The sequence below is a fragment of the Kitasatospora sp. NPDC001660 genome (assembly GCF_053596725.1).
The window spans coordinates 134,734-155,620 of record NZ_JBSFGU010000005.1; the positions used below are offsets into that span (position 1 = coordinate 134,734).

General features: G+C 73.4%; 22 protein-coding genes. 12 read left to right on the forward strand and 10 right to left on the reverse strand.

Annotated features, from left to right (window positions below; all coding sequences use genetic code 11):
• Window positions 1–26: 26 nt before the first annotated feature.
• From ACWCXH_RS07655 to ACWCXH_RS07665, 3 genes are all read left to right on the forward strand, one after another.
• Window positions 27–926 (forward strand): endo alpha-1,4 polygalactosaminidase, encoded by a 900-nt coding sequence (locus tag ACWCXH_RS07655; RefSeq protein ID WP_449800429.1) that lies wholly within the window; start codon window positions 27–29, stop codon window positions 924–926.
• Between the two features lie 68 nt (window positions 927–994).
• A complete protein-coding gene (locus tag ACWCXH_RS07660; RefSeq protein WP_449800608.1) occupies window positions 995–1,717 on the forward strand; it encodes a molybdopterin-dependent oxidoreductase in 723 nt (240 codons plus the stop codon).
• Window positions 1,701–2,318 (forward strand): cytochrome b/b6 domain-containing protein, encoded by a 618-nt coding sequence (locus tag ACWCXH_RS07665; protein WP_449800430.1) that lies wholly within the window; start codon window positions 1,701–1,703, stop codon window positions 2,316–2,318. Before ACWCXH_RS07660 ends, ACWCXH_RS07665 begins: the two co-directional genes overlap by 17 nt.
• A 49-nt stretch (window positions 2,319–2,367) precedes the next feature.
• On the opposite strand, the gene ACWCXH_RS07670 is transcribed toward ACWCXH_RS07665, so the two are convergent.
• Both ACWCXH_RS07670 and ACWCXH_RS07675 read right to left on the reverse strand, forming a co-directional pair.
• Window positions 2,368–2,871: a hypothetical protein gene (locus tag ACWCXH_RS07670; RefSeq protein ID WP_449800431.1), complete on the reverse strand. Its 504-nt coding sequence runs from the start codon at window positions 2,869–2,871 to the stop codon at window positions 2,368–2,370.
• Window positions 2,872–2,990: 119 nt separating this feature from the next.
• The gene (locus ACWCXH_RS07675) at window positions 2,991–4,025 is read right to left on the reverse strand and encodes a helix-turn-helix domain-containing protein (protein ID WP_449800432.1); all 1,035 of its coding nucleotides are present in this window, start codon (window positions 4,023–4,025) and stop codon (window positions 2,991–2,993) included.
• A 118-nt stretch (window positions 4,026–4,143) separates the two neighbouring features.
• Here ACWCXH_RS07675 and ACWCXH_RS07680 point away from each other — a divergent pair, with 118 nt between their 5' ends.
• The gene (locus tag ACWCXH_RS07680; protein WP_449800433.1) at window positions 4,144–5,040 is read left to right on the forward strand and encodes an alpha/beta hydrolase; all 897 of its coding nucleotides are present in this window, start codon (window positions 4,144–4,146) and stop codon (window positions 5,038–5,040) included.
• Between the two features lie 52 nt (window positions 5,041–5,092).
• On the opposite strand, the gene ACWCXH_RS07685 is transcribed toward ACWCXH_RS07680, so the two are convergent.
• The gene (locus ACWCXH_RS07685) at window positions 5,093–5,746 is read right to left on the reverse strand and encodes a helix-turn-helix transcriptional regulator (RefSeq protein ID WP_449800434.1); all 654 of its coding nucleotides are present in this window, start codon (window positions 5,744–5,746) and stop codon (window positions 5,093–5,095) included.
• A gap of 188 nt (window positions 5,747–5,934) precedes the next feature.
• Here ACWCXH_RS07685 and ACWCXH_RS07690 point away from each other — a divergent pair, with 188 nt between their 5' ends.
• The gene (locus ACWCXH_RS07690) at window positions 5,935–9,126 is read left to right on the forward strand and encodes a bifunctional cytochrome P450/NADPH--P450 reductase (RefSeq protein WP_449800435.1); all 3,192 of its coding nucleotides are present in this window, start codon (window positions 5,935–5,937) and stop codon (window positions 9,124–9,126) included.
• A gap of 92 nt (window positions 9,127–9,218) precedes the next feature.
• Here the strand turns inward: ACWCXH_RS07690 and ACWCXH_RS07695 are convergent, their stop codons facing one another.
• Both ACWCXH_RS07695 and ACWCXH_RS07700 read right to left on the reverse strand, forming a co-directional pair.
• Window positions 9,219–10,115: a universal stress protein gene (locus ACWCXH_RS07695; protein ID WP_449800436.1), complete on the reverse strand. Its 897-nt coding sequence runs from the start codon at window positions 10,113–10,115 to the stop codon at window positions 9,219–9,221.
• Window positions 10,116–10,386: 271 nt separating this feature from the next.
• Window positions 10,387–11,289: a hypothetical protein gene (locus tag ACWCXH_RS07700; protein WP_449800437.1), complete on the reverse strand. Its 903-nt coding sequence runs from the start codon at window positions 11,287–11,289 to the stop codon at window positions 10,387–10,389.
• Between the two features lie 162 nt (window positions 11,290–11,451).
• Between ACWCXH_RS07700 and ACWCXH_RS07705 the strand changes: the two genes are divergently transcribed.
• The 3 genes from ACWCXH_RS07705 to ACWCXH_RS07715 all read left to right on the forward strand — a co-directional run bounded on the left by ACWCXH_RS07705 (window position 11,452) and on the right by ACWCXH_RS07715 (window position 14,185).
• Window positions 11,452–12,144 (forward strand): ribonuclease H family protein, encoded by a 693-nt coding sequence (locus ACWCXH_RS07705; protein WP_449800438.1) that lies wholly within the window; start codon window positions 11,452–11,454, stop codon window positions 12,142–12,144.
• A gap of 166 nt (window positions 12,145–12,310) precedes the next feature.
• Entirely contained in the window at window positions 12,311–13,405 is a 1,095-nt protein-coding gene (locus ACWCXH_RS07710) for a hypothetical protein (RefSeq protein ID WP_449800439.1), read from the forward strand.
• 33 nt (window positions 13,406–13,438) lie between these two features.
• A complete protein-coding gene (locus tag ACWCXH_RS07715) occupies window positions 13,439–14,185 on the forward strand; it encodes a hypothetical protein (RefSeq protein WP_449800440.1) in 747 nt (248 codons plus the stop codon).
• A gap of 34 nt (window positions 14,186–14,219) precedes the next feature.
• Here ACWCXH_RS07715 and ACWCXH_RS07720 read toward each other — a convergent pair whose 3' ends face one another.
• From ACWCXH_RS07720 to ACWCXH_RS07730, 3 genes are all read right to left on the reverse strand, one after another.
• Entirely contained in the window at window positions 14,220–14,399 is a 180-nt protein-coding gene (locus ACWCXH_RS07720) for a DUF397 domain-containing protein (protein ID WP_449800441.1), read from the reverse strand.
• Window positions 14,400–14,461: 62 nt separating this feature from the next.
• A complete protein-coding gene (locus tag ACWCXH_RS07725) occupies window positions 14,462–14,647 on the reverse strand; it encodes a DUF397 domain-containing protein (RefSeq protein ID WP_449800442.1) in 186 nt (61 codons plus the stop codon).
• Between the two features lie 2 nt (window positions 14,648–14,649).
• The gene (locus ACWCXH_RS07730; protein ID WP_449800443.1) at window positions 14,650–15,666 is read right to left on the reverse strand and encodes a helix-turn-helix domain-containing protein; all 1,017 of its coding nucleotides are present in this window, start codon (window positions 15,664–15,666) and stop codon (window positions 14,650–14,652) included.
• Here ACWCXH_RS07730 and ACWCXH_RS07735 point away from each other — a divergent pair.
• Window positions 15,665–16,126 carry an ATP-binding protein gene (locus ACWCXH_RS07735; protein ID WP_449800444.1) on the forward strand — a complete coding sequence of 154 codons (462 nt, stop codon included), beginning with the start codon at window positions 15,665–15,667 and terminating at the stop codon, window positions 16,124–16,126. The genes ACWCXH_RS07730 and ACWCXH_RS07735 overlap by 2 nt on opposite strands.
• Window positions 16,127–16,597: 471 nt before the next feature.
• On the opposite strand, the gene ACWCXH_RS07740 is transcribed toward ACWCXH_RS07735, so the two are convergent.
• Window positions 16,598–17,068, reverse strand: coding sequence for a GreA/GreB family elongation factor (locus tag ACWCXH_RS07740; protein WP_449800445.1), 471 nt, complete (start codon window positions 17,066–17,068; stop codon window positions 16,598–16,600).
• A 231-nt stretch (window positions 17,069–17,299) separates the two neighbouring features.
• On the opposite strand from ACWCXH_RS07740, the gene ACWCXH_RS07745 reads away from it, so the two are divergent.
• Window positions 17,300–17,842, forward strand: coding sequence for a nucleotidyltransferase domain-containing protein (locus ACWCXH_RS07745; RefSeq protein WP_449800446.1), 543 nt, complete (start codon window positions 17,300–17,302; stop codon window positions 17,840–17,842).
• 200 nt (window positions 17,843–18,042) lie between these two features.
• Window positions 18,043–18,432: a hypothetical protein gene (locus tag ACWCXH_RS07750; RefSeq protein WP_449800447.1), complete on the forward strand. Its 390-nt coding sequence runs from the start codon at window positions 18,043–18,045 to the stop codon at window positions 18,430–18,432.
• Window positions 18,433–18,620: 188 nt separating this feature from the next.
• On the opposite strand, the gene ACWCXH_RS07755 is transcribed toward ACWCXH_RS07750, so the two are convergent.
• Window positions 18,621–19,112: a flavodoxin family protein gene (locus tag ACWCXH_RS07755; RefSeq protein ID WP_449800448.1), complete on the reverse strand. Its 492-nt coding sequence runs from the start codon at window positions 19,110–19,112 to the stop codon at window positions 18,621–18,623.
• A gap of 399 nt (window positions 19,113–19,511) precedes the next feature.
• On the opposite strand from ACWCXH_RS07755, the gene ACWCXH_RS07760 reads away from it, so the two are divergent.
• Complete coding sequence (locus ACWCXH_RS07760; RefSeq protein WP_449800449.1) at window positions 19,512–20,864, forward strand: family 2 encapsulin nanocompartment cargo protein terpene cyclase; 1,353 nt, start codon at window positions 19,512–19,514, stop codon at window positions 20,862–20,864.
• Window positions 20,865–20,887: the final 23 nt, after the last annotated feature.

A 20,887-nucleotide genomic window follows, 5' to 3' on the forward strand; every position in this document is an offset into this window, starting at 1 on the left:
CCGCCCGCCCTCCCAGGAGACCGACGATGTCCGACCGCCCTGCCCGCCACGGCCGTTCCGGCCGCACCCGCCGTCGGGCCGCCGCCGCGCTGGCCGTCTCGGCGGCGGCCGCGCTCGTGCTCTCGTCGTGCAGCTCCTCCTCCGACGACGGGGACTCCGACCCGGACACCTCCGACACGGCCACCGCCGGCGGCCCGTCCCTGCCGCCGCCCACCGGCGTCACCCTGCCCCCCGAGCACACGGGCTTCGACTACCAGATCTCCGCGCCCTACCAGCCCCCGGCCGGCGTGCGGGTGGTCAGCCGCGACCACGCGGCGACGCCGGCCGCCGGGATGTACAACATCTGCTACGTCAACGCCTTCCAGGCCCAGCCCGGCGCCGAGAAGGACTGGGACCCGGACCTGCTCCTCCGCGGGGCGGACGGCAAGGTCGTCTACGACACGAACTGGAACGAGGCCCTGCTGGACGTCCGCACCGACGCCAAGCGCCTGCGCATCGCCCAGAAGGTGGGCGGCTGGATCGACGAGTGCGCGGCCAAGGGCTTCAACGCGGTCGAACCGGACAATTACGACAGCTACACCCGCTCGAACAACCTCCTCACCGCGGCCGACGTGGAGGCGTTCCAGACGACGATCGCCGCCCACGCACACGAGAAGAACCTCGCCATCGGCCAGAAGAACACCGTCGAGCTGGCGGGCGACCGCCAGAAGGTCGGGCTGGACTTCGCCGTCGCCGAGGAGTGCGGCGAGCAGGACGAGTGCAACGGCTACGTCGACGCCTTCGGCGACCGGGTCTACGTCATCGAGTACACCGACAAGGGCCTGTCCAAGGCCTGCAAGGGCTGGGGCGACAAGCTGAGCATCGTCCGCCGGGACAAGAACGTGCTGCCCCAGGGCAAGTCCGGCAACGTCCGCAAGACCTGCTGAGCCCGGATGTGACGAAACCCTGACGACTCGGCTGCGCCCCTGGTCAAGACGGGGGCGGGCCTGGTCGAATCGGCGGCGTGGACAGTACAGCGCAACACACGAAGGGCACCCCGGTCGGCCGGCGGGTCGTGCTCGGGCTGCTCGGACTCGGCGCGGTGGGGGTCGCCGCCGGGCCGTACCTGCAGAAGGCCCAGGACACCGTGGCCGGGAAGGACCCGACCGGTCTGACCGGCCTGCTCCCCGGGGGCGGCGGCTTCCGCTACTACTCGATCACCGCGTCCGTCCCCGAGCGCACCGCCGAGACGTACACCCTGAGCATCGACGGCCTGGTCGACCGTCCGGCCAGCTTCCGCCTCGCCGAGCTCCAGGCGATGCCGCAGCGGCGGATCGTCCGCGACGTGCAGTGCGTGACCGGCTGGCGCGTCCCGGACACGCCGTTCGAGGGCGTCCCGCTCGCCCACCTGCTGGACGCGGCGGGCGTGCGGCCGGGGGCGCGGGCGGTGCGGTTCAGCTGCTTCGACGGCGCGTACACCGAGAGCCTCACCCTCGACCAGGCCCGGCGTGACGACGTCCTCGTCGCGCTCCGCATGCAGGACGCCCCGATCTCCCACTCCCACGGCGGCCCGGCCCGGCTGTACGTCGCGCCGATGTACTTCTACAAGTCCGCCAAGTGGCTCTCGGGCATCACCGTCACCGACGCGGTGCAGCCCGGGTACTGGGAACAGAACGGCTACGACGTCGACGCCTGGGTCGGCCGCTCGAACGGACGTGACGATGCACCGACCGCCTGACCTCCTGCTCCGCTTCACCCGCGCCGAACGCTGGGTCCACCGCGTGACGTCCGCCCTGATGCTCGTCTGCCTGGCCACGGCGGCCTGCCTCTACGTCCCACCGCTGGCCGAACTGGTGGGCCGGCGACGGCTGGTGGTGACCGTCCACGTGTGGTGCGGCCTGGCCCTGCCCGTCCCGCTGCTGCTCGGCCTCGCCTCCCGCGCCCTGCGCGCGGACGTCTCCCGCCTGAGCCGCTTCACCCCGGCCGACTGGGCCTGGCTGCGCGCCCTCCGCAGCCGCGCCGCCGCCCGCCCGGCGGGCAAGTTCAACGCGGGCCAGAAGCTGTACGCCCAGTGGACGCTGGGCGCGATCCTGGTCATCGTCGGCACGGGCCTGCTGATGTGGCTGACCCACCTGGCCCCGGCGTCCTGGCGCACCGGCGCGACCTTCGTCCACGACTGGCTGGCCGCCGCCATCGCGATCGTGACGGTCGGCCACATCCGCATGGCCCTGCGCGACCCGGAGGCCCGCCACGGCATGCGCACGGGCCTGGTCGACCCGGCGTGGGCCGCACGCGAGCACCCGGAGTGGGAGCCGGAGTGGGAGCCGGAGGGCAGCTGAACCCCGTGCGGCACGGCGGGGCGCCCCGGGCGGGGGCGCCCCGACAGGTTCAGCAGTACATGTCGCTGCTGTTGGAGTAGAGGAAGCCGCTGAAGCTCCAGATCGGCGTGTAGCCGGAGCACCAGAAGCTGCCGTCCCCGTGGTCGAACTCGACGTATCCCTGGTAGCGGCGCTCGCTGCTCGGGTAGGAGTTGATCGGCAGGAAGCCGGAGTCCCACCAGGCGGTGCCGTCGTTGACGCGGACCGGGGGGTTGGTGTTGGACTTCCAGGAGGCGCCGCTGTAGTTCTTCACCAGGATGATTCCATTGACACCGGTGTAGTTGGTGTTGGTGATGTGGGCCTCGGCGTAGGCCTGGCCGGGGTTGGAGCAGCTGTTCCACGCGAGGTAGTAGATGCCGATGGTGCGCCCGCCGGCCCAGATGTTCTTGGTCGGACCGAGGGAGGACAGGCCGCAGGCGCTGGCCTGGGTGGCGCCGACGGTGGCGATGGTGACGCTGGAGGCCGCGACGCCGAGGGCGACGACGGCGGCGCGTATGCGATGACGGGCCTTCACGAGTTGTTCCCCCTGTGCCGGATCGGTGTACTGGCCGGACGGCCGACGGGCATCGTCGCACGCGTCGGCCCGGAGGTGTAGACCACAAATCGGGCAACCGCTCCGGGGTCTCCAGCGGGCTACGATCCGAGCAGCCGCCACGCGGCGAGGGCGAGGGAGGCCCGCAACAGGCCGGCGGGATCGGTGAGTTCGACGCCCAGGGCGCTCCCGATGTGGTCGAGGCGGCGGGCCACGCTGGTGTGGTGCAGGTGGAGGACGGTGGCGGCCCGGCGCAGGGAGCCGGCGGCGCAGTAGGCGTCCAGCGTGGCCAGGTCGTCCGGGTTGCACGCGATCCGGGCGATCGCGGCCACGTCGGGGTTGGCGCGGACGGCGTCCTCCGGCAGCCGGGCGAGGAGGGTCAGCGCGCCCAGGTCGGCGTGGTGGACGACCGGTCGGCGCGGGGTCGTGAAGCGCAGCGCGGTGCGGGCCTCGTGCCAGGAGCGGTCCGGGGTTCCGGCGGCGCCGATGCCCGCGCGGACGTCGGGCGGCAGGCGGGTCACGTCGATGGTGGTGGCCAGGATCGCGCCCGCGTCGGCGAGTTGGGCCGCCTTCACCGGGCGGCCGGGGCACAGGAGGGTGCCGACCCGGTCGAGCTGGAGCGGCGTGCGGACGGCGACGGCGTGCACCGGCAGGTCGGCGGCGAAGCCGAGCAGGCGCAGCGCCCTGGCCCGGGCGGCCTCGTCGGTCCCGGCGCCGATGACGAGCTCGACGAGGGCGGGGTCGGCCATGGTGGTGTGGGCCGGGCCGTACCGTTCGACGGCCGTGGCGACGGCGATGGCGAGGCGGTCCAGGAGCAGCTCGTCGAGGGGGCCGGCCGGGGCGGGGCGTTCCAGCCAGACGGTGCCGATCTCCTCCTCGTCGAGGGTGATCGGCGCGGCGGTGGAGGCGGGCGGGGGCGGGCCGGGCGCCTCACGGCCGTCGGGCGTCACGCGGATCGTCCGGCCGGTGCCGGCGAGCCGGATCCCGGCCACGCACTCGGCCAGGTTCGCCGAGGCGCGGGCGAGCGCGGGGAGGTCCACCCGGCGGCGCATCAGGGTGTCGTAGAACATGACGAGGCGGACGGCGCCCTCGACGTCCGAGCCCAGTTGTGACATGCGTACGGCCAGTGCCTCCATGGGGGTGAGGATATGCGGGCGCGGAGGACCGTGGGCGCGCCGGTCGGTGCGTGATCCCGGCGGAACGCACGACGGTTGGCGGGGGACCGGGCGGACGGCGGCCGGGACGATGGTCGGCATGGATCCCGAACTCGAAGCATTCGTCCCCTTCTTCCCGAACGTCGACCTGACCGACCCCGCCTCAGCCCGGGAGAGCCTCGCCGCGCTGGCCGGCGGCGTACCCGCGGCGGACGTCCCCGGCATGGTGGTCGAGGACCGCACGGTGCCCGCCGACCCCGGCGTCCCGGTGCGGATCTACCGGCCCCGGGAGGCGCGGGGCGCGGTCATCTGGCTGCACGGCGGCGGGTTCGTCATGGGCGGCCTGGACACCGAGCACCCGTGGGCCGCCCGGATCGCCGACGACTCCGGTGCGGTGGTGATCTCGGTGGACTACCGCCTCGCGCCCGAGAACCCGTATCCCGCCGCGCTGGACGACGTCTACGCCGTCCTCGCCTGGACCGCGCGGAACGCGGCCGAACTCGGCATCGACCCCGAGCGGATCGCGATCGGCGGCCACAGCGCCGGCGCCAGTCTCGCCGCCGCCGTGGCACTGCGGGCGCGCGACGAGCAGGGGCCGTCGATCCGCTTCCAGCTGCTCAACCAGCCCGGGCTCGACGACCGGCAGGACACCTGGTCGGCGCGGAAGTTCACGGACACGCCGTGGATGACCCGCGACAAGATCACCGCCGCCTGGCGCCACTACCTCGGCACCACCCCCGCCACGCCGTACGCGGCCCCGGCGCGGGCCGAGGACCTGACCGGCCTGCCGCCCGCCTACCTGGCCACCGCCGAGTTCTGCCCGAACCGCGACGAGGGCATCGACTACGCGCTGCGCCTCCTCCGGGCGGGCGTGCCCGTCGAGCTGCACCAGTGGGCCGGGACGTTCCACGGCTCGCAGGCGCTCCTGTCCGCCGACGTGTCGCAGCGGCAGATGGCCGAGCTCGGCGCGGCGCTGCGGCGCGCCCTGGCGGCGTGAGGCGGACGTTCCCGCCGGGGCGGCGGGTCGGCCCGCCGCCCCGCCGCCCGGCTCAGGCCGGCTCCGGTGGCCACGTGTCCGTGGCCAGGATGCCGTACGCGTACGCGCGGGCGACCAGTGCCGTGCGGTTGGGGACGTGCCAGCGGCGGGAGAGACGGGTGAGGTGGTAGTTGACGCCGTCCCTCGTGAGGCCGATTTCCCGGGCGATCTGGGCGGTGGTCGCGCCCCGCGCGGCCGCCGCCAGGATCCGGGCCTCGGTGGGGCTCACCTCGGCGTGCGGCGCGGCGGGTCCGGGCTCCTCGGGCGGCGGCTCGACGGACGGGTCCGCGAGGATGCGCAGCGAGAGCAGCAGGTTCGGGGTCTGGTCGGGGGTGTCGCTGACCAGGGCGACGTCCATCTCGCCCTGCCGCTCGGCGCCGTCGGCGGCCGTCCACGAGACCCCGACGGTGTACTGCGAGCGCCGGTGCAGCCGGACGGACTCGGCGAGCGCCGGGAGGGTGGCGGCGGCGCTGCCCCGGAGGGTGAAGAAGTCGAGGATCTTGCGGTGGTGCAGCTGCCCGGTGAGCAGGCCGAACTCGGCTGCCATCGCGCGGTTGACGATGAGGATCCGCCCGCCGTACTCGCACACGGCGATCGGCACCGGCACGTGGTCCAGCAGCCGCAGCGTCCGGTTGCGCCAGACGACGGCGCTGTCGCTGGGGTACACGCGGTGCCTCCTTCAGCAGACCTGACGGTGTGTGGGCAAGACTCGGGACGCCGCCGGGTACTACACAATCATGTAGTCGACGGGGCTGGGCACGGTGGGTGCCGGGCGCACAGTGGAAGACGTCGAAGCCTCTCCCGTCACGGAACACCTGTGATGGAACGCCACGGACCACGGAAGGTGGATCACCCATGACCGACACCCTGCCCGAGACCCGGGCCGAGCTGCCGGAGGCCCAGGTGAACGTCCCCTCGGGCGCCGCGTCGGCCGTCCCGCTCGTCGACATCTCCGCGCTGCCGCCGATCGCCGCGCCCGTGCTGCGGGTGATGGAGCTGGCCCGGCAGCACGGCCCGGCCTACGTCCAGCGCCTGCACGGGCGGGACCTCCTGTGGGTCGGCGGCCTGGACCTGGTCGAGGAGCTGGCCGACGAGGAGCGGTTCACCAAGTCCGTGGGCCCGGGCCTGGTGAACGTCCGCGAGTTCACCGGCGACGGCCTGTTCACGGCCTACAACGACGAGCCCAACTGGGCCCGCGCGCACGACATCCTGATGCCCGCCTTCGCGCTCGGCTCGATGCGCACCTACCACCCGGTGATGCTGCGGGTGGCGCGCCGCCTGATCGACGCGTGGGACCGCGCGTCGGCCGCCGGGCAGCCGGTGGACGTGCCCGGCGACATGACCAGGATGACCCTGGACACCATCGGCCTGGCCGGCTTCGGCTTCGACTTCGGCTCCTTCGAGCGCGACGAGCCGCACCCGTTCGTCGAGGCGATGGTGCAGTGCCTGGAGTGGGCGATGGACAAGCTGGGGCGCGACCCCGAGCTCGACCACGGCGAGCGCGACGCGGCGTTTCGGGAGGACGCCGCGTACCTCGCCCGGGTCGTGGACGAGGTGATCGCCGCTCGGGTCGAGGCCGCCGACCAGGGCGCGCAGAACGCCGAGGCCGAGGACCTGCTCGGCCTGATGCTCGGTGCCGTCCACCCCGGCGACGGCAGCAGACTGGACGCCGAGAACATCCGCAACCAGGTGATCACCTTCCTGATCGCCGGCCACGAGACCACCTCGGGCGCGCTGTCCTTCGCGCTGTACTACCTCGCCAAGCACCCGGCGGTGCTGCGCGAGGTCCAGCGCGAGGTGGACGCGCTCTGGGGCGACCAGGCCGACCCGGAGCCGTCGTACGAGGACGTCGGGCGGCTGCGCCACACCCGGCAGGTGCTCAACGAGGCGCTGCGGCTGTGGCCGACGGCCCCCGCGTTCAGCCGCGAGGCACGTCGGGACACCCTGCTCGGCGGCCGGATCCCGCTGCGCGCCGGGGAGACGGTGACGGTGGCGACCACGATGCTGCACCGCGACCCGGCCTGGGGCGACAACCCGGAACTGTTCGACCCGTCCCGCTTCGACCCGGAGGCGGAGGAGGCCCGCTCGCCGCACGCCTTCAAGCCCTTCGGCACCGGCGAACGCGCCTGCATCGGACGGCAGTTCGCACTGCACGAGGCGACGATGCTGCTCGGCATGCTGGTGCACCGCTACCGGCTGATCGACCACGCCGACTACCGGCTGACCATCAAGCAGATGCTCACCATCAAGCCGGACGGGTTCACCCTCGCCCTCGCCCCGCGCACGCCGAGGCCGCCGGCGGCGCAGGAGGCGCCGGCGCGCACCGCCGAACTGCCCGGCCGGGTCCGCCAGGGCACCGGGGTGCTGTTCCTGCACGGCTCCAACTACGGCGCCTCGCGCGACATCACCCGGCAACTGGCCGAGGCGGCCGGGGAGCTGGGGTGCGAGACCGAGGTCGCCCCGCTGGACGCCTACGCGGGCAAGCTGCCCACCGGCCGTCCCGTGGTGATCACCGCGGCCTCGTACAACGGGCAGCCGACGGACGACGCGGCCGGGTTCGTCCGGTGGCTCCAGGAGGCCGACGCCGCCGCGGCGGACGGCGTCGAGTACGCGGTGCTCGGCATCGGCGACCGCACGTACGCCGCCACCTACCAGCGCGTCCCGACCCTGATCGCCGAGCGCCTCGCCGCACTCGGCGGCACCCGGCTGCTCGCCACCGGCGAGGCCGACGCCTCGGGCGACCTGGCCGGCGGCGTGCGGGCCTTCGGCACGGGCCTGCGCGGCCTGCTGCTGGAGCGGTACGGCGACACGGACGCCCCCGCCGCCGGGCGGCCGGAGGCGGCGTTCACCGTGACGGAGGTCGTCGGCGGCCCGCTGGACGCCCTCGCCGCGCGGCACGGGATGACGGCGCTGACGGTCACCGCGGTCGGCAGCCTGACCGACCCCGGCTACCCCCGGGTGAAGCGCCTGGTGCGGCTGGCCCTGCCGGACGGCGTCGAGTACCGCACCGCCGACCACCTCACCGTGCTGCCGCAGAACGACCCGGCGCTCGTCGAGCGGGCGGCGAAGCTGTTCGGCGCGGACCTCGACACCGTCCTGTCGATCGTCGCCCACCGCCGCACCGGGCTCTCCGTGGACCGCCCGCTGAGCGTACGCGAACTGCTCACCCACCACGTCGAGTTGCAGGACCGCCCGACCGCCGAGCAGCGCGCGCTGCTGGCCGACCTCAACCCGTGCCCGCCCGAGCAGGCCGCGCTGCGGGCCCTGCCGGACGACGACCCGCGCACGCTCCTCGACCTCGTCGAGGACAACCCGGCCCTGCGCGAGGTGCTCACCTGGCCGGTGCTGCTGGAACTGCTGCCGCCGATCCGGGCGCGCCACTACTCGATCTCCTCCTCGCCCGGCGAGGACCCGGCCCACGTCGACCTCATGGTGTCGGTGCTGAGCGCCCCGGCCCGCTCCGGCCGCGGCACCTTCCGGGGCACGGGCTCCGGCCACCTCGCCCGGGTCGCCGTCGGGGACACCGTCCTCGCGCGCGTCCAGCCGTGCCGGGAGGCGTTCCGGATCGGCCACGGCGCCACCCCGGTGATCATGATCGCGGCCGGCACCGGCCTCGCCCCGTTCCGCGGCGCGGTCGCCGACCGCCGCCGGCAGGCCGGCGACGGGGGCGAACTCGCCCCGGCGCTGCTCTACTTCGGCTGCGACCTGCCCGACGCCGACTACCTGCACCGCGCCGAGCTGGAGGCCGCCGAGCGGGCCGGCGCCGTCGCGCTGCGCCCGGCGTTCAGCGAGGCGCCGCAGGGCGGCCGCCGCTTCGTCCAGGACCGCGTCGCGGCGGAGGCCGACGAGGTGTGGCAGCTCCTCGCGGACGGCGCCGAGGTCTACGTGTGCGGCGACGGCGCGCGGATGGCCCCCGGCGTGCGGGCGGCCTTCCGGGAGCTGTACCTGAGCCGGACGCCGGGCGCGGACGAGCAGCAGGCGGAGGCCTGGCTGCAGGCCCTGATCGACGCCGGCCGCTATGTCCAGGACGTCTACGCCGCCCGCTGACGCGCGGAGACCCGGGAGCGGGAGGTCGGTGCGGCCGACTTCCCGCTCCCGGGCGTTCCTTCCGTCCGTCCCCGACGCCGTGGCGAGGTCGGTCAGGGGTGCGGGACGACGGCGACCGGCGCGGGGGAGTGCTGCACGACGGCGTGGGCGACCGGGCCGAGCCGCGGGCCGACGGGCAGCGGGCGCTCCCGTCGGCCCACCACCACGAGGGCGGCGCCGTGCTCCGCGGCGGAGTGGACGAGCGACCAGCCGGCGCCGTCCAGCCGCAGCTCCTCGATCACCTCGGTGTCCGGGTACTTGTCGCGCCAGGGTTCGAGGGCCTGCGCGAGCGCCGCCGCAGCCGCCCGCTCCTGGACGGGGGCATCGGCCAGTGGCGGCAGCAGCCCGGCGTACGAACCGGCCGGGACGAGCTGCCAGCTGTGCACCACGCGCAGGCGGACGCCCCGGAGGCCGGCCTCGGCGAAGGCGAACTCCAGGAGTGCCCCGGCCGGTTGGCGGACGTCCAGACCGAGCAGGACCTCCCCACGGGAGCTGCCGATGCCGCCCTCGCCGGTGGCCGGCCGCCGGGAGCGGACCAGGACGACGGGCACGCGCGAGCGGGCCGTGACCGCGTGTCCGACCGAGCCGACCAGCAGCCCGGCGAAACCGCCGAGACCGCGTGAACCGAGCACCACGAGCTCCGCCGCACCGGCGGCGTCGAGCAGCCCGTCGACCGGGTCGTCGCCGGTCAGGAGGGTCTCCACCGTCAGCCCGCGATGGGTGGCGCGCAGCCGCTCGGCCAGGCCGGTGAGCGCGTCGAGGGCGGCCGGGCGCAGGCCGCTCGGGTGCGGCGTGCCGGCGTCGGCCGTCGCGCCGGTGGCGAGCCACGGCCAGACGTGCACCAGACGCAGGACGGTGCCGCGCTCACGGGCCTCGTGGGCGGCCCAGTGGGCGGCCGTCTCACTCTCGGGGGAGCCGTCGATGCCGGTGAGTACGTGTCGTGTCGCCATGGGAGCCCTCCGTGGGCTGTGGCCGGCCGGGTCCGCCGGTCTGTGCCCACCACTGTTCCGGCACACGCCGGACCGGCCCCAGAGCCCAACGGGCACTGTGGGACGGGACTTCGGGCCCCTGCGGGGCGGGCCGTCCGCCGGGGTGCCGGGCGGGGTCAGCGGCCGGTGCCGTTCGCTCGGGCCTCCCGGTCCTGGGCGACGGAACGGGCCGGGAGCTCGTGCAGTCGGTGCTGCTTCCCCGCGTCGAGCAAAGCCCTGAGCGGCGGCCGCGTCAGTCGACCCGCAGGGTGAGCTGGGCGGTGTGGAGGCTGCCGGCGGTCTGGAACTGGAGGAAGACCCGCCAGCTGCCGGGTTCGGGGAGCATGGCCTGGAAGGTCAGCGTCGGGCCGCCGTGGTCGCCGGTCACGGCGTTCGCGGGATGGAGGTGGGCGAGGGCCTGGTCGCCCTCGTGGAAGGCGCTGAGGTGGGCGTAGCTGTCCAGGTAGGGCTGGAGGTCGGTCACCGGGCGGCCGTCCTGCTCGACCGTCGCGGTCAACTGGTGCGCCCCGGCCATCGGTTGGGCGTGCAGGGTGACGGTGTAGCCGTCCACGGTGGTGCGGTCGGCGGGGGCGGGCAGCGGGACGGGGGTGGCCTCGCCGGGGACGGTCACGGTGCGGCTGAGGACGTACTCCTTGCTGTGGGAGCCGGTGTTCGGGATGAAGTCGGCGTACAGCCGCCAGGTGCCCGGGTCGAGGGGCGAGAGGTCGGCCGTCCAGGTGCCGTCCGGCGCCGGCTCCGGGTGCAGGTGCTGGAAGCCGGTGAGGTCGGTGCGGATCGCGTAGAAGTGCAGCTTCTTCGTCTGGTGGACGGCGAGGTCGGTGACCGGGCTGCCGTCCGGCCCGGTGACGGTGAAGCGGACGGGCGCGGGACGGCCGGCGGGCGGCGCGGTGGTCTCCAGCGTCAGCCGGTAGCCGTCCTCCTCGGCGGCGAGTCCGCGGGCGGGTCCGGGGGCCTGAGCGGGGGCCATGCCGGCCATCCCGGGCATGGCCGCCGCGTCCGCCTGTGACGGCGCGGGCGCCGCATTCGCCTGCGACGGCGTCGGCGGAACGGACAGCGCCATCCCGAGCACGAGCAGTGTGGGCACGCAGGACGCGAGCAGCCAGCCTCGGGAGAACGGACGTCGGGCAGCGATCATCGGTGGGTCCTTCGCGTGACGGGCGGGCCGGGGGATTTCGGCCGCCTGAGGAGGAGACCGCCGACGCGGGCCGCGATAACGAAAATTGGCGCGGCGGCGACCGGAACGGCAGCCCCGGGAGGTGGGCGAATGGGGTGGTCGGGAGGCCCGCCGGACCCTGGCATGATCGTGGGCATGCACGAACGAGTCATCGCAGCCTGTGACGGAGCTGCCAAGGGGAACCCCGGTCCGGCGGGCTGGGCGTACGTGGTCGCGGACGCCGCCGGGGCGCCGCAGCGCTGGCAGTCCGGCGCGCTCGGGCACAGCACCAACAACATCGGCGAGCTGACGGCGCTGCGCGAGCTGCTGGCCGCGACCGACCCCGCCGCCCCGCTGGAGGTGCGCCTCGACAGCACGTACACCCGGGACGCGGTCACGAAGTGGCTCGCCGGGTGGAAGCGCAACGGCTGGAAGACGGCCGCCGGGAAGCCGGTGGCCAACCGCGAGCTGATCCAGGAGATCGACGCGCTGCTCGAAGGGCGGGACGTCGCCTTCGTGTACGTCCCCGCCCACCAGGTGGACGGCGACCCGCTGAACGCCATCGCCGACAAGGCCGCCAGCGACGCCGCCCGCACGCAGCAGGGCGCGGGCGGCACCGCGGCCGACCTGCCCGTGCCGGACCCGGTCACGGCCTCCGCCCCGCGCGCACGCGCGTCGAAGCCCGCGACCAGGAAGCCCTCGTCGGGCACCTCCCGGACGCTCGCCGCGCGCTACCCCGGCACCTGCCCGTGCACCCGGCCGTATGCCAAGGGCGACAAGATCACCAAGGTCGGCGGCAGCTGGGGCCACCCGGAGTGCGCGGCGACCCACGCCTGAGCCGACGGCCACCGAGCCGCGGCCGCCCCCTTGCCTCGCCGCACCGGCTGTCCGAAAGTCGATGGCGCCCCGGGCCGGCGAGGTACGCGGTCATGCCCTGGTCAACGCCCGCCGTTAGTCTGCCCCCACCACACCGCACGGTGCGGTGCCGAGGAGGGGGGATTCCATGTCCATCGAGGCCTTGGCCGCGGCGCGCATCGGCGTCGCACTGGCCGCCGCCGGAGCGGTGCTGGCGCTGACGAGCGGCGCCGCGGAGGCGGCCGGGCCGGTGTCCGGTACGGAGGCGGTGATCGCCGTCGGCAGCCAGGTGGCCGCCCCGGTGGTGAGCCCGGACGGCGCCACCGCCCACGTCGTGACGGCGACCCCGCAGGGCGGCCTCGTCCTGAGGACCGTCGACACCCGCAGCGGCGCGACCTCCGGCGGTCCGGCCCTCGGGGCCAACAGCTGGTTCGTGTTCGCGGCGCTGAGCGCGGACGGATCCCGGCTGTACGTGCTCGACTACCTCGCCCTGAGCGTGGTCGACGTCCCGTCGATGACCGTGCTCGGCACGGTCGCGCTGCCGGACCAGCCGCGCCCGTCCGGCTGGAGCGTCGGCTGGCCCGCCGGGATCGCGCTCAGCCCGGACGGGGCGACGCTGTACGTGTCGCAGTCCGGCGCGCAGACGGTCGGCCACCTGGGGAACGGCCGGGTGCTGTCCTTCGCCACCGGGCAGCGGGCGTTCACGTCGGCCGTCGAGTTCCCCGCGGCCATCCCCGGCAACGTGGTCGTCCGCCCGGGCGGACGCGACCTGTACGTCGGCAGCGAGGCGGGCGTCGTGCACCTCGACCTCACCGGCGCCGCGCCCGCCGTGGCGCGCGTCGTGCCGGGCACGGCCGCGGGCCAGGACTCGGAGCTGGCCTTCAGCCCGGACGGCCGCCGCCTGTTCGCCCTCAACGGCGCGTCCGGCGGCGCGGGCGACGAGATCGACCCGGCGACGGACACCGTCACCACCCACTTCACGCTGACCACCAACAGCGTCAACCTCCGTTACCCGCAGGTGAGCCCGGACGGCACGCGGCTCTACGTCGTCGACAACACCATCGGCGGGAACGGCCCGTCCGTGTTCGTCCTCGACACCGCGACGGACACCCCCGTCCCGGGCGAGGCCCAAGCACTGAACGAGGAGAACGTGAACGGCTTCGCGGTCGGCCCGGACGGCCACACCCTCTACGCCGGCGGCACCGTCGCCTCAACAGCGAACCTGCAGATCATCCCGCTGTGACAGCTGTCGGAGCCGCACGCTAGGTTGCGTCGCATGACTGCTGTTCACGTGCGCATACCCGCGTTCCTGGAGGACGGCGAACTGGTCGCGGGGGAGGAGCTCGCCCGCGACACGGCGTTCTGGTTCGCCCACTTCGTGATCTCCTTCGGGGTGGAGGACGACCGGGCCGAGGAGTGCGGCGTCGACGAGGCCGACTACCAGGCGGTGATGGAGCGCCTCGGCGACGTCGAGCAGCCGGGGCTCGTCCTGCGGGTGCCGTTCGACGGCGGGCACACGGCGTACGTGGCCTGGCAGAACTGGGAGGACGAGAGCACCGTCGACTACTTCGTCCACCACGCCGCGTGGGGCCGCCTCGGGTTCCTCGCGCAGGACGGCCCGCACGGCTCGGGCCCGGGGCTGTCGTGGCGGGAACTGGTGAAGCTGGCCGGGAGCCCGCAGGACGGCGCCGACGGGCTGGCGGACCCGGCCCACCGCCTGCTGGCCCTGCTCCCGGCACTCGGCGACGCGGACACGCCGGGGGAGGCGCAGGGGATCGTCGCGAAGGCGCTCGCCCGGGTGGGCTTCCGGCCGGAGTCGGTGGAGGAACTGGCCGCCGCGCTGCTGGACGAACCCGGCCGGGCCATGCAGCCGAGGTGGAGCGTGGCCGACGGCAGCCCGATCGCGGTGTGCTCGTCCGGGTACAGCCCCCGGCAGATCCCGCTCGCCCTCGGCATCACGGCGGAACAGGCCGACGCCCTGGCGGCGGCGCTCGTTCAGAACCAGGACAGCAGCACGGTCTGAGCCGTACAAGGGGTGGTTGTCGGGCGGGAGTTGCTCAGAGCGTGCGGGCGAACTCGACGAAGGCCTGCCAGGCGGCGGGGGAGAAGGCGAGGTGGGGGCCGGCCTTGTCCTTGGAGTCGCGGACGAGGACGGCGGCGGTCGTCTCGGCGACCTCGACGCAGTAGTAGTCCTCCTTGCCGCTGTGGCTGCTCTTGAACCAGGTCAGCTCGGTCATGTTCCTGACGGTACGCCGACGGCCCATCGCTGCCTAGCGATGGGCCGTCAGGAGGCCGAATCTCAGACCTCGGCGGTCGCGGCGAACTCCACGAACGCCTTCCACGCGGTCGGCTCGAACGCCAGCTGCGGGCCGCTCTTGTCCTTGGAATCGCGCACGTGGATGACGTTGGCGGTCTCCGCCACCTCGATGCACTGGGCACCTTCGTTGCTGCTGTAACTGCTCTTGAACCACGCCAGCTCAGCCATGCTTACTGCTCTCCCAGGATCATCTCGATCAAGGCCAGGGACTCCCTCATGGTGAGCGCCTGCCCCCTGAGGGTGCCGTATCGTGCAGCCATCTTACGGACTTCCTCGGGATCCGTGATCAACCTGTTGACGTGCTGCACTTCCACGTATGCGATCGGCGACCGTCCGGGCGGGGTAAGCACCGTGAACGAGCCGCCCATGCCGGCGTTTTCTGTCCTGCTGAGGGGCATTACCTGTAGCTCCAGACCGCGAATCTCGGCGACCTTCAGCAGGTGGCGCAGCTGTTCCTGGTGAACATTCGAGCCCCCCAGGGGTCGGCGTAGGACGCTCTCGTCAATGACCCAGCTCATTACCGGCAACGGCCACCGGCTCAAAATCTCCTGCCGTACCATCCGTGCAGCCACCCACTCGTCGATCTGCTCGATCGCGAGCCATGGTCGACGCATCTCGTACAGCGCCCGCGCGTGCGCCTCTGTCTGGAGGAGGCCCGGGATTTGAAGGCTGTTGTACTCGTGGATCTCGATCGCCTTCGCCTCCTCGGACGTGAAGGCTTTGGAGAAGGCCGGGTGCCGCGTGCTCACCCGGATCTTCGCCTTCATGACGTCGTCGGCAACAACCTTCAACGCGCCGCCAGCGTTGAGGAGTTCGTCCGCAGCCGTCAGGTACTCAACTCTCGGGGTGCGGTGGCCCCGCTCGATCGCCCCGACCATGTCCTCGCTGTACCCGATCCTTGCCGCCATCTCGCGCTGCGTCAGGCCGGCGCGCTCCCGGAAGAGCTTGATCAGTTTCCCGACCGCGCTGTAGAACTCGGCGACGCCGTCGGAGTTCTCCGCCGTCTCGCCGTCGTCGAAGACCGTGTTCTCGACGCCGCCCATGGCCATCACCCGCCCCTTGCCGTTCTCTTCGACCGATTGATGTGGGACGCCCCGACAGGCGAACCCTCCGCGCCTGTACAAGCACTCTCCGTGCTCGCTGGACTCATGGTCAGCGTACGTCGCAGCCGTCACGCTTTTCCCCATGACGACCGAAATCCCCCTCGACAACCCCCGCTCCCTCACCTCCGTCCTCACCGCCTCTCCCAAGGGCGCGGCGATCGGACGCCGGATCGCCCGTCGCCAACTGACCGCCTGGAAGCTCAACTTGATCGCCACCGAGCCGTACTACGCCGCGCTCCTCATCGTCGGCGAGCTGGCCGCCAACGCGATCACGCACGGCCGAGTTCCGGGGCGCGGGTTCGAGCTGCACCTCTCGCTCACCACCACCGCGCGCCGGGGCACCACCCTCCGTATCGAAGTCTCGGACTGCCGGGGCGACCACCTCCCCGTCCTCCCGGCCAGACTCCTCCCCAACTCCCAGTCCGGGCGCGGCCTCACGCTCGTCGACGCGCTCGCCGACCGCTGGGGCACCATCCCGCGCCACCCCAACGGCAAGACGATCTGGGCCGAACTCGACCTCCTGGCCGGCGGCCATGCGGCCTGACGTCACCCCCGCCACCGCGACCGCCTACACGGTTCTGCCCATCGGCCTCGTCGTCGCCCTCCTCGCGTGGGTCTGCCCCGTCGCCCATCACCACCGCTACGGGCCGGCACCCAAGCCCGCCCCGACAAGCGCCCCCACGAACCGCTGAACAAAAAGTGTTATCCGCTGCGCCGCGTGGGGTCTCCAAGGCGTGGGACCGAGCGCGGCCCCCGTCGCAGCTGGAGGGTGTGCGGCGTGGGTGCGGGGAATTGCAAGATGGGGCTGCCCCGATCGCGTTCGGTTCCACCGCGTCGGTGGTACTCCCCTTCCGGCCGGCGCGCCCCCGGCGGTCCGTTCGCATCCCCCCACAGCAGCGGGCCGCCGGGTGGGGGTCGTGCGGGCCGGGTCCGCGGCCCGGGTGACGGCGGCCCGGCTCGTCCGGCGCGTCGCGTCAGAAGCCCTCCCAGGCGTCCCGGTACCGGCTCGTGACGCTCATCGGGCGCGCGGTCCGAGGGAGAGGAGCTGCGCGTGGGTCGTGCCGTCGGGGGTGTCGTACGTGACCGTCTCGCCGGCGTGGCAGCCGAGGAGGGCGCGGCCGAGCGGGCTGTCGGCGGTGATCAGGGCCTCGTCGAGCTCCTCGGCCAGCTCGCCGAGGTGGTACGTCGCCTCCTCGCCGTCCGCGAACCGCACGGTGACGGTGCTGCCCACCCCCACCGCCTCGGTGGACGGCGGACCGGCCGTCGCCGCCTCGTGGATGCGCTCCTCGATCTCGGCGATCCGCCGGTCGATGCGGGTGACGTCCTCGGCGCGCCGCAGCTCGTCCGCCTCGTCGGCGCGGTCGCCCGACGGCTCGCCCTCCCGCAGGGTCGCGGCGACCGTGTCCCGGTCGGCGCGCAGGTCGGTCAGCTCCTGTTGGAGGGCATGGAGGGCGTCGGCGCTGATGGGCTCGGGTCCGTCGGTCATGTCGTGCTCCCGTGGTGCGGGTCGGACGGGACGGGACGTGCACGCCGTTTCCATTACCTCATCGCGGGGTGGCCGCGGCAAGTCCGCCGGGGAGCGGGCGATCGGAACGGCGGCTCGTCGAGATCCCGGTGCCTCCCCGCCTCGTAGCCGGTGTGCGTACGGGTTACGGCCCGCGTCGGCCGCCGGAAAACGAGCTGCTGCCACCGGGGTCGCCGCGTAGTCTGCGCGGTTGTGGACAGGGAACGCAGCACTCGGCAGCTTCGGCTGATCGCCGAGACGGTGAGGATCGCCGAGGGCGTCGGGGTGGGGGTGTGGCTGCGCGGGGGGTGGGCCATGGACTTCTTCCTCGGGGAGGCGACCCGCGACCACGAGGACGTCGACTGGTTCGCCTGGGCGAAGGACGCCCCCGCGCTGACGGCCGCCCTGCTGCGCTCCGGACACGAGCCGCTGCCCGGCCCGCCCGCCGGCCAGCAGCTCGACTTCCTCAAGGACGGCGAGGAGAGCAGCTTCGCCCTCCTCGACCGGGACGCCGCCGGACGCGTCGTGGTCGCCGGCGGCCCGTGGGCGGGCGAGCCGTGGCCGCAGGGCATGCTCGACGGCCCGCCCGGCCGCATCGGGGAGGTGCGGTGCCGGATCGTCAACGCCCGCGCGCAGATCGAGATCAAGCGCATGATGCCGGTGTGGGTACCGGGCCGGCCGCGCCGCCCCAAGGACGCCGAGGACATCGCCCGGCTGGAGGCGGCCCTGGGGGAACGCCCCGACCCCGCGCGGTGATTCCGGTGCCACCGGCCATCACCAGGGGGCCGGAGGCCGGAGAAGCGTGACTCTCGACGTACCCCGGCGGTGTGTCCTTCCGCCCGGCCGTACCGCAGAGGTTGACCCGGGATTCCACCCTGGAGTTGACGATGGGGCGAGGGGCTGGTTGGCACGCTCTTCCCATCCACCGCGTTCGGCGGTGGCAACGGGAGGACATCATGAGGACGAAGATCGCGGTGATGGTCGTGGGTGGCACGGCGATGCTGGGGCTCGCGCTGAACGCGAGCCCGGCCTCGGCGGCGTCGTGGCACTACGCCTGGTTCGACTCGCACACGCCGACTACCGGCTGGTCCACGAAGAACGTCGGCATCGGGCCGGGCGGGAGCGCCGTGCGGTTCGACGTGCAGTGCACCGGCGGCGGCACGTACAAGATCGAGGCCCGCAAGTCCGGCATCGGCGTGACGGTCGGCGGGCTCGACAACCTGCCGTGCGACGGTCGCTGGCGCTCGATCAGTTTCAGTCACCTGAACAGCCGCTACGCGTACTACGCCCACGTCAGCACGCACAACGGCAAGCGTCCGCTCCAGGTTGCGGCCTATTGGGGCTGATGTCCGTGCGCCGTGGGGTCCGGCAGCCGTACGCGTGACCCCACGGCCGTGCATCGGCGCGGACCATCGTCCCGCCGGCGTGGACGCACCCGTGGTTCCGCGAGTGGTGCACCGCCTGGGCCGAGGAGTTCGCGCATCCGGACGCCCCGGAGGGCGCCCGACCGCCGTCGACGCCGGGAGCGCCACCCTCACGTTGTGCGACCGTGCCGGGCGGCTGCTCCCGACCGGGCCCGCAGCCCTTCGGCGAAGGCGTGTGCCGCGGCGAGGTCGCCGCTGTCGGGGCGGGTCTTGTTGATGCCGCCGACGAGCCGGAACGGGAGCCAGGTGTCGAAGCCGCGGCACGAGAAGGTGTCGCGCACCTCGAAGCCCTTCTGCGCGAGAAGCCGCACGAGCGGGCCGGTGAAGGGCCGGAACGCCGGCTCGGGGAGGCCGCTGGTGGCGAAGACGAACGCCTGGGCCCGTCCATCCCCCGGGAGGGAGTGGACGAACCGGCGCAGCCGCGGGTGGAACCGGCCCGAGAAGATCCCCGAGCCGAAGCCCACGAGGTCGTGGGCGGCGAGCTCGGCCGCACCGACCTGTTCGGGCTCGACGACCGGGGCCGACAGGACCTGGCCCATGACGTCGGCGATCCGCTTCGTGTTCCCGTGCGACACGGAGGCGCACACGATGATGGCCTTCACGATTCCCCTTCCACTTCGGAGTTCCGTCCCGGTGCGGCCGCAGCCTCGCGCGACGGCCACACCCGACGGTTAGACCGGGCACGGCCGGAGGACGTGACATCGACGTCCTGAGCCGGGGGTTCTACCGCCTGCCGACCCCTCCGTTTCCCTCCCCGGACGACAGCCGCCGGGCGACCTCCACGTGGTCGCCCGGCGGCTTCGTCGTGTCCGGCAGGGCGCGCGGCCCCGATAGCCCGAGGGAGGGGGTTTTCAAACGCGGTAGACCCGAACGTTCACCTATTCGGGTGTAGAAGATCGTCCGGAGCATTTCAGGACGGGCCCGCCAGCCTACGGTTGGGGGCGAGCGAGAGGGCGGCCTCCGGATGGATCCGTTCGGAGTTCCCGTGCTTGCAGGGAGAGGTGACGGTACGTCAGTCACCGAGGACCCGTCATCACCATCACCGGAATCGCAACAGCGGGAGGCCCCTCCATGCCCCTGGGCACCACACCGGAGTCGCCGTCGGCGGCGCGGCGCCGGCCCGGCGCCACCCTCGCGGCGGTGCGACCATGAACGCCGCGGCCACGACCGAATCCGCCATCGACCGGATCCTGCGCGGCCCCAGCGGCCTCGGAACCGCGAGCCTCTACCCGACCCGCCCGGCCGTGGCCGTGGAGGAGTCGTCCCCGGCCGGCGAGACCGCGAGCGCGCCCACTGCGGACCGCACGAGCGCGCCGGCGCCGAGTACGGTGGCGCAGACCGCCGAACCCCCGGCCGGAGGTGGCAAACCGAAGGTCGGCGACCCGGTCCCGGGCCTCTACCACCACCCGATCGCCGAGCCCGACCCCGTCCGGGTCGAGGAGCTCAGCCTCAAGATCAAGGCCTGGGCCATCGACGAGGTCCAGCTCTACCCGGAGGAGTGGGAGGACCAGTTCGACGGCTTCTCCACCGGCCGCTACATGGTGGCCTGCCACCCCGACGCGCCGAGCGTGGACCACCTGATGCTCGCCGCCCGGCTGATGGTCGCCGAGAACGCCGTCGACGACTGCTACTGCGAGGACCACGGCGGCTCGCCGATCGGTCTCGGCGGCCGTCTGCTGATGGCGCACACCGCGCTCGACCCGCTGCACACCACGGCCGAGTACCACGGGCCGTGGGAGGAGTCGCTGTCCTCGGACGCCCCGCGCCGGGCGTACCGGTCGGCGATGGACTACTTCACCCGTGCTGCCACGCCCTCGCAGTCGGACCGCTTCCGGCACGACATGGCGCGGCTGCACCTCGGGTATCTCGCCGAGGCGTCGTGGGCCGAGACGGGCCACGTCCCGGAGGTGTGGGAGTACCTGACGATGCGTCAGTTCAACAACTTCCGCCCGTGCCCGACGATCACCGACACCGTCGGCGCCTACGAGCTGCCGTCCGACCTGCACGCCCTGCCCGCGATGCAGCGCGTCATCGCCCTCGCCGGCAATGCCACCACCATCGTCAACGACCTGTACTCCTACACCAAGGAGCTCGTCGGCCCCGGCCGGCACCTGAACCTGCCGGTGGTGCTGTCCGAGCGCGAGAACCTCTCCGACCGCGACGGCTACCTCAAGGCGGTCGAGGTCCACAACGAGCTCATGCACGCCTTCGAGGCCGAGTCGGCCGCCCTCGCCGCCGCCTGCCCCGTCCCCGCGCTGATCCGCTTCCTGCGCGGTGTGGCCGTGTGGCTCGACGGCAACCACCACTGGCACCAGACCAACACCTTCCGGTACACGCTGCCCGACTTCTGGTGACGCGCACCGCCCCGGGCCATCCC

Coding starts and splice junctions, on each gene's coding strand:
- ACWCXH_RS07725 (WP_449800442.1), bottom strand. CDS start 14,647: ATGGCTGAGCTGGCGTGGTTCAAGAGCAGTTACAGCAGCAACGAAGGT.
- ACWCXH_RS07750 (WP_449800447.1), top strand. CDS start 18,043: ATGAGGACGAAGATCGCGGTGATGGTCGTGGGTGGCACGGCGATGCTG.
- ACWCXH_RS07665 (WP_449800430.1), top strand. CDS start 1,701: ATGCACCGACCGCCTGACCTCCTGCTCCGCTTCACCCGCGCCGAACGC.
- ACWCXH_RS07705 (WP_449800438.1), top strand. CDS start 11,452: ATGATCGTGGGCATGCACGAACGAGTCATCGCAGCCTGTGACGGAGCT.
- ACWCXH_RS07680 (WP_449800433.1), top strand. CDS start 4,144: ATGGATCCCGAACTCGAAGCATTCGTCCCCTTCTTCCCGAACGTCGAC.
- ACWCXH_RS07715 (WP_449800440.1), top strand. CDS start 13,439: ATGACTGCTGTTCACGTGCGCATACCCGCGTTCCTGGAGGACGGCGAA.
- ACWCXH_RS07690 (WP_449800435.1), top strand. CDS start 5,935: ATGACCGACACCCTGCCCGAGACCCGGGCCGAGCTGCCGGAGGCCCAG.
- ACWCXH_RS07675 (WP_449800432.1), bottom strand. CDS start 4,025: ATGGAGGCACTGGCCGTACGCATGTCACAACTGGGCTCGGACGTCGAG.
- ACWCXH_RS07710 (WP_449800439.1), top strand. CDS start 12,311: ATGTCCATCGAGGCCTTGGCCGCGGCGCGCATCGGCGTCGCACTGGCC.
- ACWCXH_RS07700 (WP_449800437.1), bottom strand. CDS start 11,289: ATGATCGCTGCCCGACGTCCGTTCTCCCGAGGCTGGCTGCTCGCGTCC.
- ACWCXH_RS07735 (WP_449800444.1), top strand. CDS start 15,665: ATGACGACCGAAATCCCCCTCGACAACCCCCGCTCCCTCACCTCCGTC.
- ACWCXH_RS07730 (WP_449800443.1), bottom strand. CDS start 15,666: ATGGGGAAAAGCGTGACGGCTGCGACGTACGCTGACCATGAGTCCAGC.
- ACWCXH_RS07655 (WP_449800429.1), top strand. CDS start 27: ATGTCCGACCGCCCTGCCCGCCACGGCCGTTCCGGCCGCACCCGCCGT.
- ACWCXH_RS07695 (WP_449800436.1), bottom strand. CDS start 10,115: ATGGCGACACGACACGTACTCACCGGCATCGACGGCTCCCCCGAGAGT.
- ACWCXH_RS07740 (WP_449800445.1), bottom strand. CDS start 17,068: ATGACCGACGGACCCGAGCCCATCAGCGCCGACGCCCTCCATGCCCTC.
- ACWCXH_RS07720 (WP_449800441.1), bottom strand. CDS start 14,399: ATGACCGAGCTGACCTGGTTCAAGAGCAGCCACAGCGGCAAGGAGGAC.